This window comes from Mycobacterium asiaticum, assembly GCF_001668675.1.
Classification (GTDB): domain Bacteria; phylum Actinomycetota; class Actinomycetes; order Mycobacteriales; family Mycobacteriaceae; genus Mycobacterium; species Mycobacterium asiaticum_D.
In genome coordinates this window covers 17,816-35,420 of sequence record NZ_LZKQ01000143.1, presented here as the reverse complement: position 1 = coordinate 35,420, position 17,605 = coordinate 17,816, and the positions used below count along the sequence as shown (strand labels likewise).

Annotated in this window: 18 protein-coding genes; 12 read left to right on the top strand and 6 right to left on the bottom strand. The window is 68.8% G+C overall.

The window, feature by feature from the left end; translation table 11 throughout:
- The coding region (locus A9X01_RS12420) for an electron transfer flavoprotein subunit alpha/FixB family protein (protein ID WP_081282343.1) at positions 1-718 on the bottom strand (718 nt) is incomplete at its 3' end.
- Positions 719-749: 31 nt separating this feature from the next.
- The gene (locus A9X01_RS12415; protein ID WP_065121062.1) at positions 750-1,541 is read right to left on the bottom strand and encodes an electron transfer flavoprotein subunit beta/FixA family protein; all 792 of its coding nucleotides are present in this window, start codon (positions 1,539-1,541) and stop codon (positions 750-752) included.
- Between the two features lie 206 nt (positions 1,542-1,747).
- Between A9X01_RS12415 and A9X01_RS12410 the strand changes: the two genes are divergently transcribed.
- The 4 genes from A9X01_RS12410 (at position 1,748) to A9X01_RS12395 (ending at position 6,886) form a co-directional block, all read left to right on the top strand.
- Positions 1,748-2,560 (top strand): class I SAM-dependent methyltransferase, encoded by an 813-nt coding sequence (locus A9X01_RS12410; RefSeq protein ID WP_065121061.1) that lies wholly within the window; start codon positions 1,748-1,750, stop codon positions 2,558-2,560.
- Positions 2,561-2,595: 35 nt separating this feature from the next.
- Complete coding sequence (locus tag A9X01_RS12405; RefSeq protein ID WP_065121070.1) at positions 2,596-4,146, top strand: 1,4-alpha-glucan branching protein domain-containing protein; 1,551 nt, start codon at positions 2,596-2,598, stop codon at positions 4,144-4,146.
- A gap of 130 nt (positions 4,147-4,276) precedes the next feature.
- Complete coding sequence (locus A9X01_RS12400) at positions 4,277-5,521, top strand: glycosyltransferase family 4 protein (protein WP_065121060.1); 1,245 nt, start codon at positions 4,277-4,279, stop codon at positions 5,519-5,521.
- Positions 5,522-5,530: 9 nt separating this feature from the next.
- On the top strand, positions 5,531-6,886 hold the full coding sequence (locus A9X01_RS12395) for a TIGR01777 family oxidoreductase (protein ID WP_065121059.1): 1,356 nt from the start codon (positions 5,531-5,533) through the stop codon (positions 6,884-6,886).
- 128 nt (positions 6,887-7,014) lie between these two features.
- Here A9X01_RS12395 and A9X01_RS12390 read toward each other — a convergent pair whose 3' ends face one another.
- The 3 genes from A9X01_RS12390 to A9X01_RS12380 are packed head-to-tail and all read right to left on the bottom strand — an operon-like array spanning position 7,015 to position 9,557.
- A complete protein-coding gene (locus A9X01_RS12390) occupies positions 7,015-8,094 on the bottom strand; it encodes an NAD-dependent epimerase/dehydratase family protein (protein ID WP_065121058.1) in 1,080 nt (359 codons plus the stop codon).
- The gene (locus tag A9X01_RS12385; protein ID WP_065121057.1) at positions 8,091-8,789 is read right to left on the bottom strand and encodes a phosphodiesterase; all 699 of its coding nucleotides are present in this window, start codon (positions 8,787-8,789) and stop codon (positions 8,091-8,093) included. Before A9X01_RS12385 ends, A9X01_RS12390 begins: the two co-directional genes overlap by 4 nt.
- Positions 8,790-8,831: 42 nt before the next feature.
- Positions 8,832-9,557 (bottom strand): Rv1815 family serine proteinase, encoded by a 726-nt coding sequence (locus A9X01_RS12380; RefSeq protein WP_081282342.1) that lies wholly within the window; start codon positions 9,555-9,557, stop codon positions 8,832-8,834.
- A 360-nt stretch (positions 9,558-9,917) separates the two neighbouring features.
- On the opposite strand from A9X01_RS12380, the gene A9X01_RS12375 reads away from it, so the two are divergent.
- From A9X01_RS12375 to A9X01_RS12340, 8 genes are read left to right on the top strand one after another with little or no spacing between them, the layout of a single operon-like run.
- Positions 9,918-10,949 (top strand): polyprenyl synthetase family protein, encoded by a 1,032-nt coding sequence (locus A9X01_RS12375; RefSeq protein WP_253849106.1) that lies wholly within the window; start codon positions 9,918-9,920, stop codon positions 10,947-10,949.
- Between the two features lie 19 nt (positions 10,950-10,968).
- Positions 10,969-12,489 carry a phytoene desaturase family protein gene (crtI, locus tag A9X01_RS12370; RefSeq protein WP_065121067.1) on the top strand — a complete coding sequence of 507 codons (1,521 nt, stop codon included), beginning with the start codon at positions 10,969-10,971 and terminating at the stop codon, positions 12,487-12,489.
- Positions 12,486-13,421 (top strand): phytoene/squalene synthase family protein, encoded by a 936-nt coding sequence (locus A9X01_RS12365; protein ID WP_065121056.1) that lies wholly within the window; start codon positions 12,486-12,488, stop codon positions 13,419-13,421. The genes crtI and A9X01_RS12365 overlap by 4 nt, the downstream gene beginning before the upstream one ends.
- The gene (locus A9X01_RS12360) at positions 13,418-13,741 is read left to right on the top strand and encodes a lycopene cyclase domain-containing protein (protein WP_065121055.1); all 324 of its coding nucleotides are present in this window, start codon (positions 13,418-13,420) and stop codon (positions 13,739-13,741) included. Before A9X01_RS12365 ends, A9X01_RS12360 begins: the two co-directional genes overlap by 4 nt.
- A complete protein-coding gene (locus tag A9X01_RS12355; RefSeq protein WP_065121054.1) occupies positions 13,738-14,055 on the top strand; it encodes a lycopene cyclase domain-containing protein in 318 nt (105 codons plus the stop codon). Before A9X01_RS12360 ends, A9X01_RS12355 begins: the two co-directional genes overlap by 4 nt.
- Positions 14,052-14,804 (top strand): class I SAM-dependent methyltransferase, encoded by a 753-nt coding sequence (locus A9X01_RS12350; protein ID WP_065121053.1) that lies wholly within the window; start codon positions 14,052-14,054, stop codon positions 14,802-14,804. Before A9X01_RS12355 ends, A9X01_RS12350 begins: the two co-directional genes overlap by 4 nt.
- Positions 14,801-16,324 (top strand): FAD-dependent oxidoreductase, encoded by a 1,524-nt coding sequence (locus tag A9X01_RS12345; RefSeq protein WP_065121052.1) that lies wholly within the window; start codon positions 14,801-14,803, stop codon positions 16,322-16,324. Before A9X01_RS12350 ends, A9X01_RS12345 begins: the two co-directional genes overlap by 4 nt.
- Positions 16,321-17,325, top strand: a complete 1,005-nt coding sequence (locus A9X01_RS12340; RefSeq protein WP_065121051.1) for a Rieske (2Fe-2S) protein — start codon at positions 16,321-16,323, stop codon at positions 17,323-17,325. Before A9X01_RS12345 ends, A9X01_RS12340 begins: the two co-directional genes overlap by 4 nt.
- On the opposite strand, the gene A9X01_RS32220 is transcribed toward A9X01_RS12340, so the two are convergent.
- On the bottom strand, positions 17,306-17,569 hold the full coding sequence (locus A9X01_RS32220; protein ID WP_436405265.1) for an alpha/beta fold hydrolase: 264 nt from the start codon (positions 17,567-17,569) through the stop codon (positions 17,306-17,308). The genes A9X01_RS12340 and A9X01_RS32220 overlap by 20 nt on opposite strands.
- Positions 17,570-17,605: the final 36 nt, after the last annotated feature.

The window sequence follows — 17,605 nt, the reverse complement described above, 5'->3', positions numbered from 1 at the left end:
CAGCCGGATGCCGACCGCCCCGCCGACCCCGCCGTTGCTGGCGTTGCCGCCATTGCCGTCGGTACCCGCGGGGGCGCGGGCGCCGCCCGCTGCCCACACCGCGACCACCGGACACCACCACGGTGGCCTCGGTGAGCTCCGGGCGGTCGCCGGCGACCGCCGGCTCGCGCGAGGTGATCTTGGTCGCGTTCTCGGCGGGCTCGGGCACCTCGACGTTCACGACCTCTCCGGCACCGTCGGCCGGCTCGGCGTCGACGGCACCGGCACGGACCGTGATCACCGGGGTGTCGCCGTTGGCCTGCGCCTCGACGGTGAACGCACCACCGAAGATGGAGTGCACGGCCTTGTTGCCCTCTTTGACCTCGACGACGTCGACCAGCAGGCCCGAACCTATCCGGGCCGCGAGCCGGCCGGCGATCTCCTTGCCGTCGGCGTTGGCGGCCAGCAGCACCGCGGCCGGCGTCGACTCCTCGGCCAGCGTGGCCAGCACGTCCACGTACGGGGTGATCAGGTAGTTGTCGACGACGTCGGACTCCGCGACGTAGATCTTCGCGGCACCGGCCGCCTTCAGCCCGTCGATCAACGGCTCGGCCGTGCCGGGGGCGCCGACCACGACAGCGGCGGGGTCGCCGAGCGCGCGTGCGGCGGTAATCAGTTCGGAAGTGACCTTCTTGAGGGCACCTTCAGCTTGCTCAACGAGCACCAGTACTTCAGCCATGGGTTATCTGCTCTCTAGTCAGGAATTGCGCTCAGATGATCTTCTGGGACACCAGGTACTGAGCGATCTGGCTGCCGCCCTCGCCCTCGTCGGTGACCTTCTCGCCGGCCGTCTTCGGCGGCTTGGGCGTGGAGGACAGCACCGTCGAACCCGCGTTCTCCAGGCCGACCTCGTCGCTCTCGACGCCGATCTCGGCCAGGGTCAGGACGGTTACTTCCTTCTTCTTGGCGGCCATGATGCCCTTGAACGACGGGAAGCGTGGCTCGTTGATCTTCTCGTTGACGCTGACCACCGCGGGCAGCGTGGCCTCGAGGGCGAACAGGCCGTCGTCGGTTTCCCGCTCGGCGGTCACCTTGCCGCCCTCGACGGACAGCTTGCGCACGTGGGTGAGCTGCGGCAGGCCCAGGTACTCGGCGATGATCGCCGGCACCGCGCCACCCGAGCCGTCGGTGGCCTCGTTACCGGCGATGACCAGCTCGGTGCCCTCGATCGTGCCCAGCGCACGGGCCAGCGCCCACGCGGTCTGCACGACGCAGGAACCGTGCAGGCCGTCGTCCTTGAGGTGGACGGCCTTGTCGGCGCCCATGGACAGGGCCTTGCGGATCGCCTCGGTGGCGCGTTCGGGACCGGCGGTCAGCACGGTCACCGTTCCCTCGCCGCCTTCGCGCTCGCGGATCTGCAGCGCCTCTTCGACGGCGCGCTCGTTGATCTCGTCCAAGACCGCGTCGGCGGCCTCGCGGTCCAGCGTGAAATCGCCGTCGGAAAGCTTGCGCTCCGACCAGGTGTCTGGGACCTGCTTGATCAGGACCACGATGTTCGTCATAAGTGTGGTTCGTCCTCCTTGACGGAGTCCCACAGCGTTAGCTGCGGGACTGAGGTCACGCGTTTACGCGACCGCACAGGCATGTTACTAGGCGGTAACTTTTTGCGGTCTGCCCTCACACCATAGCGGGTAGTACTGGGCATTCTTTCGCCTGGATCGGCTGCCCGGTTCGCGAATCGGGCGCCAGGCATTAGCCTGCCTTAGCAATGAGCGCATTCGTCCCCGAGGGACCCGACCGGATCCCCGCCGATTCACCGGCGGAGGCTGCCGCGGTATTGACGCTGACCGGCGAGCGCACCATCCCCGACCTGGACATTGAGAACTACTGGTTCCGCCGACACGAGGTGGTCTACGAGCGGCTGGCGCCGCGCTGCGCGGGCCGGGAGGTGCTCGAAGCCGGGTGTGGCGAAGGTTACGGTGCCGATTTGATCGCAGGCGTCGCCAAACGGGTGATTGCGGTCGACTACGACGAGGCCGCCGTGGCGCATGTCCGGGCCCGCTACCCGCGGGTCGAGGTGATGCGGGCAAACCTCGCCGACCTGCCGCTGCCGGACGCGTCAGTAGATGTGGTGGTCAACTTCCAGGTCATCGAGCACCTGTGGGACCAGGGCCAGTTCGTCCGCGAGTGCGCCCGGGTGCTGCGGCCGGGCGGACTCCTGATGATGTCCACCCCGAATCGGATCACCTTCTCCCCCGGCCGGGACACCCCGATCAACCCGTTCCACACCCGCGAGCTGAACGCCGACGAACTGAGCGAACTGCTGGTGGACGGCGGCTTCGGTCACGTCGCCATGTCCGGGCTGTTCCATGGACCCCGCCTACAGGAGATGGATGCCCGCCACGGCGGCTCCATCATCGACGCGCAGATCGAGCGGGCGGTCGCCGACGCGCCGTGGCCGCCCGAACTGGTGGCCGACGTCGCCGCGGTCACCACCGCCGACTTCGATCTCGTCCCGGCAGGCGGTGACCGCCACATCGACGACAGCCTCGATCTAGTTGCGATCGCGGTGCGCGCTTGAACACCTTCGCCGCCGAGCGGGACCGGGTACCGGGCATGTTCACCCTGGTGCTGCACACGCATCTGCCGTGGCTGGCCCATCACGGCCGGTGGCCAGTCGGCGAGGAATGGCTCTACCAGTCGTGGTCGGCGGCCTATCTGCCGTTGTTCCGGGTGTTGCGTGAGCTGGCCGATGAGGATCGCCGCGGCCTGATCACCCTCGGCATGACGCCGGTGGTCAATGCCCAACTCGACGACCCGTACTGCCTCGACGGCATGTACCACTGGCTGGCCAACTGGCGGCTGCGCGCGGCCGAGGCCGCCAGCGTGCGATCGGTGCCCCGCTCGAAATCCGCGGGCTATCTCTCGTGCACACCCGAAGCGTTGCGGGCCTTCGGTGTTCGCGAGTCCGCGGAGGCCGAGCAGGCGCTGGACGATTTCGCCACGCTGTGGCGGCACGGTGGCAGCCCGCTGCTGCGCGGGCTGATCGAGGCCGGCACGGTGGAGCTGCTCGGCGGCCCGCTCGCCCATCCCTTCCAACCGTTGCTGAACCCGCGACTGCGGGAGTTCGCCCTGCGCGAGGGTTTGGCCGACGCGCGGCTGCGGATGGCCCAGCGGCCCACCGGCATCTGGGCACCCGAGTGCGCCTATGCCCCCGGCCTGGAAACCGAGTACGCGGCCGCCGGTGTGAGTCACTTTATGGTCGACGGCCCCTCGCTACACGGCGACACCGCACTGGGCCGGCCCGTCGGCAACACCGGCGTCGTCGCGTTCGGCCGGGACCTGCAGGTCAGCTACCGGGTCTGGTCGCCCAAGTCCGGCTATCCCGGGCACGCCGCCTACCGCGATTTCCACACCTACGACCACCTCACCGGCCTGAAGCCGGCCCGGGTCACCGGCCGTGGCGTCGCCTCGGAGGGCAAGGCGCCGTACGACCCCGAGCGCGCCGACCGCGCGGTCGACATGCATGTCGCCGACTTCGTCGACGTGGTCCGCAATCGGCTGCTCTCGGAATCCGAGCGGATCGGCCGCCCGGCCCACGTCGTCGCCGCGTTCGACACCGAGTTGTTCGGGCACTGGTGGTACGAAGGACCCACCTGGCTGGCGCGAGTACTGCGGGCGCTGCCCGCCGCGGGCGTCCAAGTCGGCACGCTCAACGATGCGATGACTGCGGGGTTCGTCGGCTCTCCGGTCGAATTGCCGCCCAGCTCATGGGGTTCCGGCAAGGACTGGCAGGTGTGGAACGGCGAGCAGGTGGCCGACCTGGTGCAGCTCAACGCCGAGGTGGTGGACACCGCGCTGTCCACCGTCGACAAGGCGCTGGCCCAGACGGCATCGCTGGACGGGCCCACCCCCCGCGATCACGTCGCCGACCAGATCCTGCGCGAGACGCTGTTGACCGTGTCCAGCGACTGGCCGTTCATGGTCAGCAAGGACTCCGCCGCCGACTACGCCCGCTACCGGGCGCACCTGCATGCCCACGCCACCCGGGAGATCGCCGGGGCGTTGGCGTCCGGCCGGCGTGACGCCGCACAGCGCCTGGCCGACGGGTGGAACCGGGCCGACGGGCTGTTCGGTGCCCTCGATGCCCGCAGGTTGCCCCGGTGACCTCCGCAGCGGCCGGCCTGGCCGGCGCTAACGGCCCCTCCCCCTTCCGCCGCGAGCGTGCGTGTGGGTACAGCGACACGCCGCGCGCGGCGGCATTCCGCGCACCCTCGCGCGGCGAAGGGGCCCTCGCATGAAGATTCTGATGGTCTCGTGGGAGTACCCGCCGGTGGTCATCGGCGGCCTCGGCAGGCACGTGCACCATCTGTCCACCGCTCTGGCCGCGGCCGGGCACGACGTCGTCGTGTTGTCCCGGCACCCCACCGGCACCGACGCCGGCACCCACCCGACGTCGGACGGCATCAGCGAGGGCGTGCGGGTGATCGCGGCGGCACACGACCCGCACGAGTTCACCTTCAGCAGCGACATGATGGCCTGGACGCTGGCCATGGGACACGCCATGACACGCGCCGGCCTCTCCTTGAAACAGCCTGGCAGCGAACGCGTTTGGCGCCCCGACGTGGTACACGCCCACGACTGGCTGGTGGCCCACCCCGCGGTCGCGCTCGCCCAGCACTACGACGTGCCGCTGGTCTCCACCATCCACGCGACCGAAGCCGGTCGGCACTCGGGCTGGGTCAGCGGGCCCATCAGCCGTCAGGTGCACGCCGTCGAGTCGTGGTTGGTGCGTGAATCCGATTCGCTCATCGCGTGTTCGGTGTCGATGAGCGAGGAGATCAACGAGCTGTTCGGACCCGGCTTGTCCGCGACGACGGTGATACCCAACGGCATCCACGCCGAACGCTGGCCGTTCGCCCCTCGCCGCCCCCGCACCGGGCCGGCCGAGTTGCTCTATGTCGGACGGCTGGAATACGAGAAGGGCGTGCACGACGCCATTGCGGCCCTGGCGCGAATTCGCCGCACCCACCCGGGCACCACGCTGACCATCGCCGGAGACGGCACCCAGCAGGAGTGGCTGGTCGAGCAAGCCCGTAAACATAAAGTGCTCAAGGCAATCCGCTTTGCCGGCCACTGCGAGCACGCCGAACTGCTCGAGCTGTTGCACCGGGCCGACGCGGCCGTCCTGCCCAGTCACTACGAGCCGTTCGGCCTGGCCGCGCTCGAGGCCGCCGCCGCCGGCATCCCCCTGGTGACGTCGAATATCGGCGGGCTGGGCGAGGCGGTGATCAACGGCGTCACCGGCGTGTCGTGTCCCCCGCGCGACGTGGCCGCTCTTGCCGCCGCGGTGCGCACCGTGCTCGCCGCCGTCGCCGCCGCGCAACGGCGCGCCCGCGCCGCCCGCAAGCGGCTCAGCTCCGACTTCGACTGGCAGACCGTGGCCAATGAAACCGCGCAGGTATACCTGGCGGCCAAGCGCGGTGAACGCCAACCGCTACCGCGGTTGCCCATCGTCGAGCACGCGCTGCCGGACCGGTAACGTCATGGGATGGGGATCAACTATTCCAGCGTGATCGACGCTTCGCGCGACGAGGTCTTCGCCTGGTACGCCAGACCCGGTGCGTTCAACCGACTCTCCCCGCCCTGGTCACCGATGCGCCTGATCGCCGAAGCCGAATCGCTCGAGGACGGCCGCGCCATCCTCGCGCTGCCCGGCGGGCTGCGCTGGGTCGCCCAGCATCAGCCCGATTTCTACGATCCCCCAAGGCGTTTCGTCGATGCCATCAGCAGCGACGGCTTGGCGTCGCTGCCCCCGCGCCTGGTCGCCCGCTGGCGGCACACGCACGACTTCGAGGAAGTCAGTGCGACCGAAACGCGGGTCATCGACCGAGTCGAGACCCCGGTGCCGGCGTCGGCGTTGCGCGCCATGTTCGCCTACCGGCACCATCAGTTGGCCGACGATCTCGCCGCGCACGCGCGTGCCGACCGGCACGGCCTGCGGCCGTCCACGGTGGCGGTGACGGGTTCCTCGGGGCTGGTCGGCACGGCGTTGACGGCGTTCCTGAGCACGGGTGGCCATCGCGTCATCCGGCTGGTCCGTGGCACCGCGCACGGGCCGGACGAGCGGCAGTGGAATCCGGCCGATCCCGACCCGGAGCTGCTGAACGGTGTGGACGCGGTCATCCACCTGGCCGGCGCCTCCATCGCCGGCCGATTCACCGACAAACACCGAAAGACGATCCGCGACAGCAGAATCGGCCCGACGCGCCGGCTCGCCGAACTGGTGGCACGCACCGGTACCGCGGTGCTGATCTCGGCCTCTGCAATCGGCTACTACGGATACGACCGCGGCGACGAGCCGCTGACCGAAGGCAGCGAACGGGGCGACGGGTTTCTCGCCGACGTCGTCGCCGATTGGGAGGACGCGACCACCCCGGCCGAGCAAGCGGGAGCACGGGTAGTGCTGGTGCGCACCGGCATCGTGCAGTCCCCGCGTGGCGGGACCCTGCGGTTGCTGCGGCCGTTGTTCACCGCCGGACTGGGCGGCCCGCTGGGCGACGGCCGGCAGTGGTTCTCCTGGATCGGGATCGACGATCTGCTCGACATCTATCACCGCGGACTGTGGGACACTGACCTGTCCGGACCGGTGAATGCCGTTGCGCCGCAACCGGTCCGCAACAGCGAATACACCAGCACGCTGGCTCGGGTGGTGCACCGGCCGGCGGTCCTGCCGGTGCCCGCGCTGGGCCCGCGGGTACTGCTCGGCGAGCAGGGCGCCCGCGAACTTGCGCTGGCCAATCAGCGCGTGAGCGCCGCCCGGCTCGTGGCGGCAGGACATGCCTTCCGCCGGCCCGATCTGGAGTCGGCCCTGCGCCACCTACTCGGTCGCGGCGCTAAGGGCTAAAGCGCCGGCCGATTTCATTGATTCCTACCCCAGCGCCCCGAGCGTCACTCTGGGGTGACGTTGGGCGTCGAATGCCACACCCGCGTGACGCTCGGTGGGGATCTTCGACCGATTCGAGGGCCAGCCGCTTACGGGACCTGTCGGGTGGTGACCGGGCCCCGGGACAGGTTGCGCGTGATCGCGGTGAGAAGTGAGCGCGGCCGCAGGACCGGGCTCGCCGTGCCGTTGTCGTGCACCAGGCCGTCGACCAGTTCTTCCAGCGCTTCCAGAGCGGACCGGCGCGGTGACCAATCCAGTTCACGGCGGGCCCGGTCGGTGCTGAGCAGCGGTGCTGCGAACGCCATGTCGAACCAGCCGCGGTCGATGGGCTGCAGCCGCGCCAGCCAGGACGCCTGCACCAGCGGCCCGAGCAGCGCCGCCGGAACGTGAATCGGCCTGGCGCCGAGGATCTTTGCAACATCGTCGCGCGTCACCGGCGGTTCGGCGGCGAGGTTGAACGGCCCTAGGGCGCGTCTCTCGATCACCCGCACGCAGGCGTCCGCGACGTCGTCGGAGTGGATCATCGACACGGTCAGCGAGCGATCCAGCGGCAGCACCGGTAGCCAGCGCAACCACGCCGGATCGATGTAAGCCGGCAGCGTGTAACGCCGCAGACCGGCCGCCGCCCGTCGCTGCAGGATCAGGCCGGGCCGCAGCCGGGAGATTCCGACACCGTCGGGATGCGTGCCCTCGTAGTCGTCGAGCAGCTTCTCCGCGGCGGCCTTGGACCTGCTGTACACCGAGGTGCCCAGCCCGGCCGTCGACCACGACTCGTCGACCTTATGCCCGTACCGCCCGGCCGCGTAGGTGCCCAGCGAGGACATGTGCACCAGGTGCGGCACATTGGCGCTGTGGGCGGCGCGCAGGACCGCCGAAGTCCCGCGGATGCCGACGTCGTACAGATAGCGGATGTTGCGGGTGGGCTGGAACCCCCAGGCCAGGTGGACGACGCAGTCGGCACCGCGAAAAATGTTGTGCAGCTTGGCTTCCGCGCCGTCGTCCGCTACGTCAAGCTGATGCCAGTCGACGCCCCGGTACACGTCCTGTTGCGGCGGCTCACGGCGGGCGATACCGACGATGTCGTAGTCGGCGCCGGCCTCCCCGAGCCGCTGTAGCACCGACGTGCCGACATTGCCGCTGGCACCGGTGACGACGATCCGCTTGGTCACTGGATGTCGCCCGAATCGTCTGCGTCGCGTCCATCACGGCTGCGCGCGTAGGCACTCGCCCGCAGATCGGCCAGCCACCCGGGATACAGCTTGACCCCGGGAGCGGTGTTGAGCACCGGGTCGAACGAGACGTCTTCGCCCGGTCCCAGGTCGACCACTCGGTTCAGCGTCATTCGGGCCAGCTTTTCGAAATCGGCGCTGCCGCGGGCCTGTTCGATCGCCACTTCCACGCCGCCGTGCTCGATCCGCTCTCGCACGTTGTCGAGCGATACGCCGGTGCCGTCGATCGGGGTTTCGATCCGGGCCCGCAGCCACCACTTGGTTCCGCCGTAGTTCAGCGGCATCAACGTGGTCAGATTCGGACCGCTCCAGGAAGTGACCGGTCGCAGCGCAAGCGCCCGGGTCAAGATGCCCGAACCGGCGGAGACCAGCAGCACGTCCCAGGGTTTGGACTGCGCGGGCCCAGAGGGCACTCTGATGGCCAGGCCGATGAAGTCCGGCAGGGCCGCGGGGGTGCCGGTCGCCTTGGAAAACCGGGCGACCACGTCGGACGACGGGATCGGCAACCCCCTGTCCTTCGGGGCGATCCGCTCGATCGAGCCCTCGGCCACCACGCCGATCGGATGAAAGAACCGTTTGCCGCGGATTGCTGAGCCCCATTGGAAGGGCAGCGCGGCGAGATCTGAAACCTTCACCGGCGCCGGGTTCCCGTTCTGCGGGCTAGAAAACACAAGCGCTCACGCGCGGGGACCCGCAATGCTGACCAGGCGGACCGCCGGCTGCGGGGGCGACAGCGCCCTTGCATCGGCAGCGAGTTGTTGCATCACCGCACGCCACGAAGAGGCCTCGACCGCACCAACAGCGTCCCGTTCGAGCAGCCCCACCAGCACGGCGCTGTTGTCCGCGGCGACGGTGTATACCGGTCCGCCGAGCTCGCGGTCACCGACCGTTGTTCCCGGAATGACGAACCGGCCGTTGCTGACCGCGGCGACCGAGCCGCACGACTCCCCCGCCGGAGCTTGTAGATGGCATACCGCCAAACCCGGTTGCACCGCCACGCCCGGCGCAATCCGCAACTGGCGGCCGTTGGGCAGCGTGTCGGTTGCGCTCACGTGGGCGCCGAGCGCGATCACCTGGTACCCGACGGCCGGTGGCGGCGAGGTGGCGAACTGCGCGGACGCCACGTCGTGGCTGGTCCGGACCACCGTGCCGACCACGTTCTGTTGACCGTCACGAATCACCGCCAGCCCGCTGCAGCGGCCGACCGTGATCGCCATTCGCAACCGCGTTTCGACGAACCCCAAGGTGCACGCCGTCTGGGCCTGGTGAATCGCCATGCCGGGATGGACCGGCACCTTGGTCTCGGCGTCGACGCGCGCCGGAGAGCTGAGCCAGAACATCGAGAGTGCGAAGGTGATCGCCAGCGGGAGGCCGCCGCACGTGGTCTTCGTGCACGTCTTCACGGAGCCTCACCATCCTTGGCGAGCGGTGCTTGGTGGCCGGGGGATACCCCGGCGATACCCGCCCAAACTGCTCCCCCGGTTCGCAACGCGAAGAATCATTCAATAAATTAACGATTAATTAAGTGAAGATAGTCCCCGCGGTGGGTACTCCCCGGGTCGTTGGTTTGTTTTCGTTTGGAGGGGGTAGACGGCGTGGATCTGGGCCGTTCGGGTCAGCGGTTGACCCATTCGCTGACACAAATTCCGAGGGAGGCTTCGGTGGGGGCTGTGCACGAGTTTCCGAGAGTCCGCCTCGGCGCCACTCGGCCAAGTGCCGCATATCTACCCGCCCCGGACCAATTCGACTCCTGGCGAGAGGGCCTGCGACGCTCGGTGCTGGCCCAGATCGCCGAGTTCGTCTCCGCCCGTTGCGCGGACGACTTGCTGGACTGCGGCGTGGACGTGGCCGGAGAGATCCTGCTGAAGTTCGTCGAGGGCGGCAAATGCCTGAGGTCCACCTTCATGTACCTGGGGTGGATGTGCGGCGCGCCGCCGAGCGACGCGGCATTGTCCGCTACCGCGAGTTTGGAACTGTTGCACACCTTCGCCCTGCTGCAAGACGACGTGATGGACGATTCGCCGTCGCGTCGCGGGCGTCCCGCCGCACACGTCCAGTTCGCGGACTGGCATCGGCAACACGGCATGTCGGGCTGCTCGCGTCGGTTCGGGGAATCAGCCGCGGTCCTGCTCGGTGACCTCTGCCTGATCTGGGCCGAGCAAGTGCTGCGTAACTGCGGCCTCAAACCGCACCAGCTACAGCGGGCCTGGCCCCGGTACGACGCCATGCGCACCGAGCTGGCGGTGGGTCAATTCGCCGATATCACACTGGATTTGCGTAATCTCCCGACGCTGAAGGCGGTGCTCGGGGTGGCCCGGATGAAGTCCGGCAACTACACCGTCCGCCGACCGCTGGAGATCGGTGCGGCAATGGCCGGCTGCGACGCGTCCACGCTGTCGCGGCTCGGGGACTACGGCTCCGCGGTCGGCGAGGCCTTCCAGCTCCGCGACGACATCTTGGGCATCTTCGGCTCGCCCGCGGCCACCGGTAAACCGAACGGCGGAGACCTGCTCGAGCGCAAGGCCACCAGCGTGGTGGTGGCCGCCTACGAACTCGCCGACACGTCGACCCGGCGCGAATTCGGCGAACTGATCAACGCCGAGACGCTCGACGATGACGCCCTGGATCACTGGCGCGGCCTGATCTTCGCCACCGGCGCGGTGCAATGGATCGAGGAGCTCATCACCGAACGGGTGGACATCGCACAGAAAGCGTTGGACGCCAGCGGAATCGACACGCTGATCAAGGCCGCGCTGGCGGACATGGCGGGCGTGTGCACCCGGCGCGCCGCATGATCGCGGGAGTGTGGCACTGATGCGCACGGTGCAGGGAAGAAGCGACCACGTCGTGGTTGTCGGTGCCGGATTCGCCGGGCTCGCTACGGCGTTGCACCTGGCCGGCCGCGGCCGCGAAGTCACCGTGGTGGAACGGGAGCCATGGCCGGGCGGGCGTGCGGGTCGCCGCGACGTCAACGGCTATTCCATCGACACCGGTCCCACGGTGCTGACCATGCCCGACCTCATCGACGAGGCATTCGCCGCCGTCGGTGAGACGGCAAGTCAGCGCATGGAGTTGTTGCCGGTGGATCCGGCCTACCGGGCAATGTTCGCCGACGGCAGCAGCATCGACGTCCACACCGACGCCGACCGAATGGCCGACGCGGTAAGGGAATTCGGTGGAGCGCAGGAGGCCGCCGGCTACCTCGAGCTGCGCAACTGGCTGGGCCGGCTCTATCGCACCGAGTTCGACGGCTTCATCGCCTCCAACTTCGACTCCCCGCTGTCGATGCTGACCCCCCAGCTGGCCCGGCTGGCCGCCATCGGTGGGTTCCGGCGCTGGGACACTATGGTCCGGCGGTACATCGGCGACCCGCGGCTGCGGCGGGTCTTCACTTTCCAGTCCCTCTACGCCGGAGTGGCCCCGCAGCACGCCTTGGCGGTCTATGCGGTGATCGCCTACATGGACACCGTGTCGGGCGTGTTCTTCCCCCGCGGCGGCGTTCGGGCCCTGCCCGATGCGTTGGCGGCGGCAGCCGCAGACGCCGGTGTGCGGTTCCGCTACCGGTCCACGGTCACCGCGCTGGAGCGCGAGGGCGCGCGTGTCACGGCCGTGATCACCGCGGACGGGCAGCGCATCGGCTGCGATGCGGTGGTGCTGAGCACCGAGTTACCCCGCACCTATGAACTGCTGGGCCGGCGACCGAGGCGGCCGCTGCGGATGCGTGCCGCACCGTCGGCGGTGGTGCTGCACGCCGGTTGCCGCGCCGCAACCCAACCGCAGGCGCACCACACCATCCTGTTCGGCGACGCGTGGGAGCACACCTTCACCGACATCATCCGCGACGGTCAGCTCATGCGGGATCCGTCGTTGCTGGTGACGCGCCCCACGGCCGGCGATCCGAGCCTGGCTCCAACCGGTCGCGACCTGCTCTATGTGCTGGCGCCGGCCCCCAACCTGTCGCGCCGGCAAATCGACTGGTCCACCACCACCGGGCCGTACACCCAGACGATGATCGAAGCGGTCCAGGATCGGCTGCTGCCCGGCTTGGGTGACGACGTCGAAGTGCTGCACGTGGACACCCCCGCCGACTGGGCCCGTCAGGGCATGGCGGCCGGCAGCCCGTTCGCGCTGGCGCACACCTTCGCCCAGACCGGGCCGTTCCGGCCGGCGAACATGGTGCGCGGCATCGAGAACGCGGTCTTGACCGGCTCGTCCACCGTGCCGGGCGTGGGGGTGCCGACCACCCTCATATCAGGCCGGCTGGCCGCCGACCGCATCACCGGAGCGGTGGACCGCTCCGCCACCCGTATCGACATGAAGGCACGACTGCCATGATCCGCACCGAACTTGACGCCGCCGGCATCGACGACCCGCGGTTGCGTACCGCGTATCGCCAGTGCCGCAAGATCGCCGCTGAGCACGGTCGCACGTACTTCCTGGCCACCAGGTTGCTCGCCCCGGACCAGCGCCCGGCGGTGCATGCCCTGTATGCGTTCGCCCGGCACGCCGACGACATCCTCGATGAGTTCAACCCAAGTCTGGACGTCGACGCCCGCGCGGATCGACTGCAGCAGTTGTCCGATCGGTTCTTCGCCGGCGGAGCACATTTCGACGAGCCGGTGCTCGCCGCGGTCGATCACACCATCTCGCGCTACGGTATCGCCGCCGACTTGTTCGAGGACTTCCTCGCCTCGATGCGGATGGACCTCACCGTCACCGACTATCCGGACCGGACCGCGCTCAACCGGTACATGCGCGGTTCGGCGGAAGTCATTGGCCTGCAGATGCTTCCGGTGCTGGGTACGGTCGCGGAGACCGAGGAGGCGGCACCGTATGCCGCCGCACTGGGCCGCGCGTTCCAGCTCACCAATTTCCTGCGGGACATCGATGAGGACCTGTTGCGCAACCGCATCTATCTGCCGGCCGACGAACTCGCGGCCCATGGCGTCGACCGGGAGCTGCTGATGTGGTGTCACAGTCATCGCCGCACCGACGCCAGGGTCCGCAACGCGCTGGCCGCTCAGCACGAAACGACCCGGGAGATCTATCGTTTCGCCGCCGACGGGATCACCTTGTTGGCGCCGCGATCGCGGCCCTGCGTGGCGACCGCGCTGACCCTGTACTCGGAGATCCTGGATTGCATTGAGAGCAGCGATTTCTCGGTGTTCAGTCAGCGCGCCACGGTGGGGACGACGCGCCGGCTCCAAGTGGCCGGTGGCGCGCTGTTCCGGTCGTGGCGGGTACGCCGACAGGCTGGCGCGGCGTGAACGATCGCTGGCAGTATTTGATTGTGCTCGGCTTGTGCTTGGCGATCACGGCTCCGTTGGAGATCTTCGGCAACGGGGTGTACCGCCAGGCGCGCCGGGCCCTTCGGGCGCTGCTACCGGTCGCGGCGATATTCCTGGTGTGGGACGCGGTGGCGATCGCGGCCAAGGTATGGACCTACGACGGGAAGTATCTGACCGGCATCGAGATGCCCCCGCACATACCCATCGAAGAAGTGCTGTTCTTCGTCGTGATCCCGGTGTGCGGCCTGCTGACCTACAACGCGGTGAGCACGATTCTGGACTGGAGCAGACGGCGATGACCGGGCTGGGATACACGCTGCCCGCGGTGATCTCCGTGCTGGCCGTGTGCGCGCTGGAGTTCGCCGTGCTGCACACCGGCCTGTTCCGGAAGCCGGCTTACTGGCTGTCCATGGTCATCGTCATGGGCTTTCAAATACCCGTCGACGGCTGGCTGACCAAGCTCAGCGCGCCCATCGTCATCTACAACGAGCGGCACACCAGCGGACTGCGGTTCCCGTTCGACATTCCCGTCGAAGACTTCCTTTTCGGCTTCGCCCTGGTCACCGGGGTGCTGCTGGGATGGGAGCGCCAACGTGCAGGCAGGTCGACATGAAGAAGTCCGGCCTTGCCCGCAGTGACGTGCCGGATGCGTTCGACGTAGGCGCGGATGCCTACGACGAGTTGGTGGGCGCAAATCCGGGCTACCACGCCAACCTGCGGCTTTCAGTGTCACGGATGGACGTGCCGGACCGGGGCCGCGGCCTGCGGCTGCTCGACGCCGGCTGCGGCACCGGCGCATCGACGGCGGCGCTGTTACAGGCGGCGCCGGAGGCGGAAATCGTCGCCGTCGACGCGGCGGCCGGCATGCTGCAGGCGGCACAGGCGAAGTCGTGGCCGCCGTCGGTCCGATTCGTGCACACGCGCATCGAGGATCTGCATCAACACGGCATCACCGGACCGTTCGACGGCATCCTGGCGGCCTATCTGTTGCGCAACCTCGCGGACCCGGACGCGCAGCTGCGCACCTTCGCGACGCTGCTACGGCCGGGCGCGACACTGGCGGTGCACGAATACTCGGTCCGCGATTCCCTTGCCGCGCAGCGCATCTGGCACGCAGTATGCTGGGGCATCATCATTCCCGCCGGTTGGTGGCGGACCCGCAGCACCACCTTGTACCGGCACCTGTGGCGCAGCGTGCTGTCCTTCGACGGCGCCGCGCGTTTCCGCCAACGGATGACCGACGCCGGCTTCACCGACGTGCGCAGCGAGACGGTGCCGGGCTGGGAACGCAATATCGTGCACACCTTCATCGGCCGGGCGCCCAAAGCGCCCGAAGGGCCCCAGGGAAAGCAATCATCATGACCGACCGCCGACGGCACCGACACCCGGCCTCGCCGGGTTTGGCCGATACCAACGCACTGTCCTCGCGGCCGCGGGTGGTGGTGATCGGCGCCGGCATCGCCGGTCTGGCGGCCGCCGCCGGGCTCGCCGAACGGGGCGTGGCCGTCAAGGTCGTGGAGAAGGAGAGCTATCTCGGCGGACGGGTCGGTGGCTGGACCGAGCGGCAAGACGGCGCCGAACTCGCGATGAACCGCGGGTTCCACGCCTTCTTCCGCCAGTACTACAACCTGCGAAACCTGTTGCGCCGCGTGGATCCCCAGCTGCGGATGCTGACTCCGGTCACCGACTACCCGCTGATCGACGGCGCGGGCCGGCGCGACAGTTTCCGGGGGCTGCCCCGCACCCCACCGCTGAACGCGCTGGCGTTCGCTTTGCGCAGCCCGACCTTCCGGCTTTCCGACCTGGTGCGCATCGACGCCAAAGCCGCCGCGCCGCTGGCGGCCGTATCGGTGCCCGACATCTACCACCAGCTGGACCACGTCGACGCCGAGACCTTCCTGAAGAGCATTAATTTCCCGGAGTCCGCTCGTCATCTCGCCTTCGAGGTGTTCAGCCGCAGCTTCTTCGCCGAGCCGTCACAGCTGTCGGCCGGTGAGCTCGCGACCATGTTCCACATCTACTTCCTGGGCTCCAGCGAAGGGCTGATCTTCGATGTGGCGAACGCGAACTTCGATGAGAGCTTGTGGAATCCGCTGCGCGACTACCTGAGCGACCGCGGGGTCGCCTTCCGCGTGGGTGCCGCGGTGCGGCGGGTCGAGACCGACGGTTCGCAGGGTTTCCGCGTGCACACCGAAGACGGCGATCGACTCGACACCGATGCGGTGGTGTTGTCGGTCGACATCGGTGGGCTGCAGCGCATCGTGGCGGCATCGCCCGGACTCGGTAACGATTCCTGGCGCACCCAAATAGCACGCCTGCGCACCGCTCCACCGTTCCTGGTGCACCGACTCTGGCTCGACCGTCCCGTCGACCCGACCCGCGCCCCCTTCCTCGGAACCGCGGATCATCAACCGCTGGACAACATCAGCGTGCTGGAACGCTACGAGCGCGACGCCGCCGCGTGGGCCGCTCGCACTGGCGGATCGGTGGTGGAATTGCATTCCTATGCAATGGATTCCAGCACGTCGAGCGACGATGGTGTGGCGCAGCTGCACAAGCTCTACCCCGAGACCGCGGCCGCGAAGGTAATTCACCAGCGGGTGCTGCAGCGCAGCGATTGCCCGCTGTTCACCCCGGGCACCTACACGCGCCGCCCCACGGTCGCCACGCCGCAGCCCGGCCTGGCGCTGGCCGGCGACGGGACCCGGGTCGACCTGCCGGTGGCGTTGATGGAACGCGCGGCCACCACCGGCTGGGCGGCCGCCAACCACCTGCTGGGCGGCTGGGGGGTGGCCGGGCACGACCTGTACACCGTCCCGGTTCGCGGCAGGTCCGCGCTGCTACGCACACTGGCCACGCGGCAACGGCAGGTGCGGCGATGAGCGGGATCGACCGGATCCGTCGCCGGTGGCCGAAAGACTGGCCACTGCAAGTGGTTCCACCCGAGACATGGTCCGAACAACGCCCGACCTACGGTCAGGCGAAACCGGCGATCATCAACGCGGCACTGGATCGATCGCAGCGCCGGCCCACCGGCAACTGGTATGTCTTCGCGGCCAGCCGCGACGTGCGCACCGGGCGCCCGTTCGGCACCCGCGTAGCGGGCGTCGAACTGGTCGCCTGGCGTGACCGGCTCGGGCAACTAAGGGTCGGTCCGGGAGCGTGCCCGCATTTGGGCGCCGACCTGGCCACCGGCATCGTGTCCGACGGCATCCTGTGGTGCCGGTGGCACGGTTTGGCGCTCGACGGCAAGAAATGCAAGCTCGGCTGGGCGCCGCTGCCCAGTTATGACGACGGTGTGCTGGCGTGGGTGCGGCTCGATGCGGCCGGGGGCGAAACACCCCTGGATACGCCCGTGCTGCCCGAGCGGCCGAGCACCGACGCACTGGCCGCCGTCACGCGCGTCGAAGGCGTCTGTGAACCGTGCGACGTGATCGCCAACCGCCTCGACCCATGGCACGGCAGCTGGTTCCACCCGTATTCGTTCGCGCGGCTCGAGGTGCTCACCACGCCCACCGAGGAGGACGACCGCTTCGTCGTCTCGGTGACCTTCCGCGTCGGCCCGCTGGGTGTACCCACGATCGCGGAGTTCACCTGCCCGGAAGCACGCACCATCGTGATGCGCATCGTCGAGGGCGAAGGCGCCGGAAGCGTGGTAGAAACCCATGCCACCCCGATCGGTCCGGGACCCGACGGCCGGCCCCGCGTCGCGGTCATCGAAGCCGTCGTCGCGCAGTCACCGCGACCCGGATTCAAAAAAGCGCTCAATGCCGCTCCACTGATCACGCCGCTGATGCGTCATGCCGCCCACCGGCTGTGGCGGGACGACATGGACTACGCCGAACGCCGCTACGCAGTACGCACTACTTCGCCAGAAAACTGAGCAGGGCCTGGTTGAACTCGAGGGCGTGGCTGGTGTTGCAGCCGTGCGGCGCACCCGCGATCACATGGAGCTGACTTCCCGAGATCATCTCGTGTGTTCGCTTGCCCGAACCCTCGAACGGGACGGTGGCGTCGGCGTCGCCGTGCAGTACCAGGGTCGGGACGGTGACATCGCCGAGGTCCGCCCGAAAGTCGCTGGCGCCGAAGGCCGTCAGGCAGGTCAACGCGGCCGTCTTGCAGGTCAAGGGCTTCCAGCAGGCCGTTCAGGTCACCGGTGAGGG

What these genes read in the sequence shown, in the direction of transcription:
- A9X01_RS12415 (WP_065121062.1), bottom strand. Translation starts at nt 1,541, where the DNA reads ATGACGAACATCGTGGTCCTGATCAAGCAGGTCCCAGACACCTGGTCG.
- A9X01_RS12410 (WP_065121061.1), top strand. Translation starts at nt 1,748, where the DNA reads ATGAGCGCATTCGTCCCCGAGGGACCCGACCGGATCCCCGCCGATTCA.
- A9X01_RS12405 (WP_065121070.1), top strand. Translation starts at nt 2,596, where the DNA reads ATGTTCACCCTGGTGCTGCACACGCATCTGCCGTGGCTGGCCCATCAC.
- A9X01_RS12400 (WP_065121060.1), top strand. Translation starts at nt 4,277, where the DNA reads ATGAAGATTCTGATGGTCTCGTGGGAGTACCCGCCGGTGGTCATCGGC.
- A9X01_RS12395 (WP_065121059.1), top strand. Translation starts at nt 5,531, where the DNA reads ATGGGGATCAACTATTCCAGCGTGATCGACGCTTCGCGCGACGAGGTC.
- crtI (WP_065121067.1), top strand. Translation starts at nt 10,969, where the DNA reads ATGCGCACGGTGCAGGGAAGAAGCGACCACGTCGTGGTTGTCGGTGCC.
- A9X01_RS12365 (WP_065121056.1), top strand. Translation starts at nt 12,486, where the DNA reads ATGATCCGCACCGAACTTGACGCCGCCGGCATCGACGACCCGCGGTTG.
- A9X01_RS12355 (WP_065121054.1), top strand. Translation starts at nt 13,738, where the DNA reads ATGACCGGGCTGGGATACACGCTGCCCGCGGTGATCTCCGTGCTGGCC.
- A9X01_RS12350 (WP_065121053.1), top strand. Translation starts at nt 14,052, where the DNA reads ATGAAGAAGTCCGGCCTTGCCCGCAGTGACGTGCCGGATGCGTTCGAC.
- A9X01_RS12345 (WP_065121052.1), top strand. Translation starts at nt 14,801, where the DNA reads ATGACCGACCGCCGACGGCACCGACACCCGGCCTCGCCGGGTTTGGCC.
- A9X01_RS12340 (WP_065121051.1), top strand. Translation starts at nt 16,321, where the DNA reads ATGAGCGGGATCGACCGGATCCGTCGCCGGTGGCCGAAAGACTGGCCA.